This window comes from Streptomyces sp. NPDC048349 (assembly GCF_040651925.1).
GTDB lineage: Bacteria > Actinomycetota > Actinomycetes > Streptomycetales > Streptomycetaceae > Streptomyces.
Window position 1 is genome coordinate 1 of sequence record NZ_JBEZLA010000140.1, and the last position, 3,502, is coordinate 3,502.

The window sequence follows — 3,502 nt, forward strand, 5'->3', positions numbered from 1 at the left end:
GAACCCGGCAGCACACCCCCACCGGCTTCCCGTAGCCAGCCGCCCGCGGAGCGGGTCCCACAGCGCTGCGCGCTGTGCCAGCGAACCGCCTCGCTGCGCTCAGCGGGGCTCGGCTTCGCCGAGCCATGGCCGGCCCTTCGGGCCGGAGTCCTGCGCTGCGCTCCGGACTGTTCAGGGTTCCGCTGCGCTCCACCCTGAACCGCCTGCTTCGCAGGCTTGGGTGACTCCGTTTCACGGAGTCCGGGCCTTCGGCCCGTTGGGCGGGTCCGCTTCGCTCCCCCGCCCGGTCCTTCCGGCTCCGCCTTCAGGACCAACCCGCTTCGCGGGCGGCCGGCAGCGGGGACGGGTGCGTGCTCCGGTCGGCTCCGGGCCTAGGGTTCCCGGGGCTGGCTGGGAGGAGGCTGAACGACATGCGGCTGTACCCGTGATGTAGTGGATGACGAAGCTTACTGTCAGCCGGGGGCGAGCAGTCTGAAGCATGCGAGAGATGAACCCGCACCCTCTGAGGTTGCTTCATTCTTAATTGCGGATTGTCTCTGGAAGGGATGGGTTGCATCGCTGGCGGCCCGCTGTGCGCGCGTCGATCAGTGAAACTGGACGGCGTTTGGCAAATGTGCACAGGCGACCAGGGTCCATAGTGTTGCGCTGTCTCGCTACTGGGACAGGTCCGATTCCCAGCGTGGAGGCTGGAGTCCGCGCAGGCCGTAGTCGGGCGGCAGCCATCCCTTCTTCCGTCTGTCGATGGTCTTCTGGGTGTAGGGCGGCGGGTACGGGCACCCGTACATCCGCTCAGGGTCAGGCGCAGCCCACGGGCGCCGGTAGTGAACCGCGCACACAGGCCAGACGGTCTTTTCCGGCGATTTCGGAGCCGGTTTCGCTGTCTTCCGGGGCCGGCGGGGCTTGGGGCGAGGCGGCTGGGGAGGGCGTAGCTTGCAGCTCTCGGCGAAGGCGGTCAGGGGCGGCAGGCCGGTGCTGTCCAACGGGTCGGTGAAGAGGGGGCCGTTGGTGCCTGCCTCAATCCTCCAGAGGAAGGCTGCGGCCAGCAGCAAGGGGCGGGCCCAGGCGGGGACGTGATGGGTCATGCAGCCCCGGCGAAGCCCATGGTCGTGGAGCGTGACGGCCGTACCGTCTGGAGCCAGGTCGTGGACGTGGACGGTATCGAGCTGGGTGGTGGAAGCCGCGGTGAACACCGCGGTGGCGAGGTGGGCCGCCAGGTACGGATGCGCGGTGGCCCGGTGGAGCCGCCAGGCGACTTCCGCCTGGGTGAGGGAGGGCATCACCGGCGGGAAGAAGTCCCGCTCGGCTGCCATGGGCGCAGCGCACTGGCAGGGGTTGGCCGGATCCTCGTCGACGGTCAGGGTGGTCAGGGCCGGCAGGCCGATCCAGCGGTTCGCCAGCGGGCGCGGCCGCCCTGGTGCCCGCCGTCCGGGAGCGGAGGGCTCGGCCTCGGGAAGCAGGGCGGAGGGCTCGGCCTCGGGAAGCAGGGCGGAGGCCTCGGCGATCGTGTGTTCCACCTGCCACAGTTCACGTCCCAGGAAGGCCCGCATAGCGCGGTGGTGACAGACGAGGACCAGCCGGACCCCGGTGCGCCGGCGCAAGGCAAGCAGGCTTTTGAAGCGGTGCGGGGTCAGCAGGTGGGCTCGTAGGAGGGTGAGGTGGGTGACGGGGGTGGCGAGGATCCAGGCGGCCGCGATCGACCAGACCGGGGCCGGGTCGAGCTGGTGGTATCCGTCCAGGGGGACGGGCTTGCCGAGGGCGGCGAGGATGTCGTAGGCGAGCGCGATCGCGGCGTCGGCGCCCGGGGTCGGATGCACCGTGAGACGCATACGCAGATCCGCACTCACACCGACCCGCGACGCAGTCCGTGCGGACAGCCGCCCCTCACGCCGGGCCACCGCCACCCAGTTCCACACCGTCCGCAGAGAAACCCCAAGATCCTGAGCAACCGCACGCGCGTGCTCCGTGGCCAACTCTCCCCGGGAATCGAGTGCCACCAACCGCGCCACGGCACCTTCACGCCCCGCACCCCGGCACCACGGCATGCCCTCGCCGGCAGACATCTGATCGGACACCCACACACCCCCAGCCCGAACCCGCACCATGCGGCTGTCCACACGCAGAGGTGTCCATCCCGACACGCCGGTCAGGCCAACATGAACGGGTGAAGCTGAGCCCCTACTTCGCCGCGGCTGGCCGGACTATGACCCGGATGCTGACTACCGACCAGATCGCGGCTCGATGAGCAGTGCGTCCATGGGCTTGCTGCGATGCGGACGCAAGACCTCCACCCAGGTCACTCCATCGTCCAGGAGACGGCCCATGTATCCGAAGCCGTTCCACCCCAGATCGACGAAACAACGCTCGGCCTGCTGCTCACGGCCGAACAGCCGCTGACCGTGCAGCGTCACCTCCCCCAGATCTACGCCCCGCTGCTCCAAAGCGACCAGGGCGCACGTCGCCGCGCGGCGCAGAGGGCTCGTCTCCACCCACCGCCGCCGCACATGCCAGGCGGCTTCAGGGTCTTCGAGCTGCCCGTCCACCAGCCTCAGCGGCGTAATACTGATCTTTCCCTCCGTGTGCCGGCCGAACAGCTCGATCCTCGCCGGGCGCGGCACGAGGCTCTCCAGCCCTTCGAACTCCGGAAGCATGTGGTCCCTGGGCGCAGTCCCGGCTTCCGGATCCGCTGTCAGGGAGGCAAGGCGCTCGCGAGCCAGGGAGAACGGCTCGCCCTTCCGCCAGAGCAAGAACAGATCAAAGCCCTCGCCCTGCAGACTGCTGCTGCCACGGAACTGGAAGGAGATCCCCCGGGTGCGGCCCCTCAGGGCCTGCCGCATCCCCACATACGAGTCACGCCCATTAATCGAGGCATGAAGCGACTCGCCGAGCCAGCGCTTGTCCGTACCGTGCTCGATGACGACATCGACATCGTTCGGCTCCAGCGCACCGCGCGCGTACGACCCGAAGACGTACACCTCCTCCACCAGGCCCAGCGGCCAGTCGCCACCCTCGAGCCGCGTGATCATGTCCGCCAGCAGACGCGTCGCGCGCTCGCGCTTCACCCGGCCGCTCCCTCGGCATAAGCGGCGCGGAACTCCTGCGCCACCAAGAAAACAGAACCTGGCACCGCACGCGGCCTCCCGTCCTGCCACGTCTGCCCGATCACCTCCGCCGAGGCTCTCCCCCGCGCCGACTGATACTCCTCGACAGCTGCAGCGAACTCCTCGGGAATCTCCCGCCGGTCCACGACACCCGCCACCGCAACCTGCGGGAAGGAACCACCGAACGTCTCCAGCCGCGACCACCCCAGCGACCGGCCGGCCTTCCGCAGCGCCGAACGGATCAGATCGACCCCGCCCAACTCCTCTGCCTCGTCAACCCCGAGCCGGAGTTCGTAAGACCCGCCGAAACCTGGGGTTGTTCCGTTTTGGCGGACAGGTGTGTTGTCTTGATTCAGGCGGTGGTTGGTTCGTACTGGGCTGGGCTTTGGTAGCCGAGGCTGCTG

Annotated in this window: 3 protein-coding genes; all 3 read right to left on the minus strand. The window is 69.0% G+C overall.

What is annotated here, in order from left to right; genetic code table 11:
* Window positions 1–653 precede the first annotated feature (653 nt).
* Entirely contained in the window at window positions 654–1,826 is a 1,173-nt protein-coding gene (locus AB0D44_RS34245) for a hypothetical protein (protein WP_362598784.1), read from the minus strand.
* A gap of 390 nt (window positions 1,827–2,216) precedes the next feature.
* Window positions 2,217–3,059, minus strand: coding sequence for a nucleotidyltransferase domain-containing protein (locus tag AB0D44_RS34250; protein ID WP_362598787.1), 843 nt, complete (start codon window positions 3,057–3,059; stop codon window positions 2,217–2,219).
* Window positions 3,056–3,502 (minus strand): hypothetical protein (locus tag AB0D44_RS34255; RefSeq protein ID WP_362598790.1); only part of this gene is annotated, 447 nt, incomplete at its 5' end. The genes AB0D44_RS34255 and AB0D44_RS34250, both read right to left, overlap by 4 nt.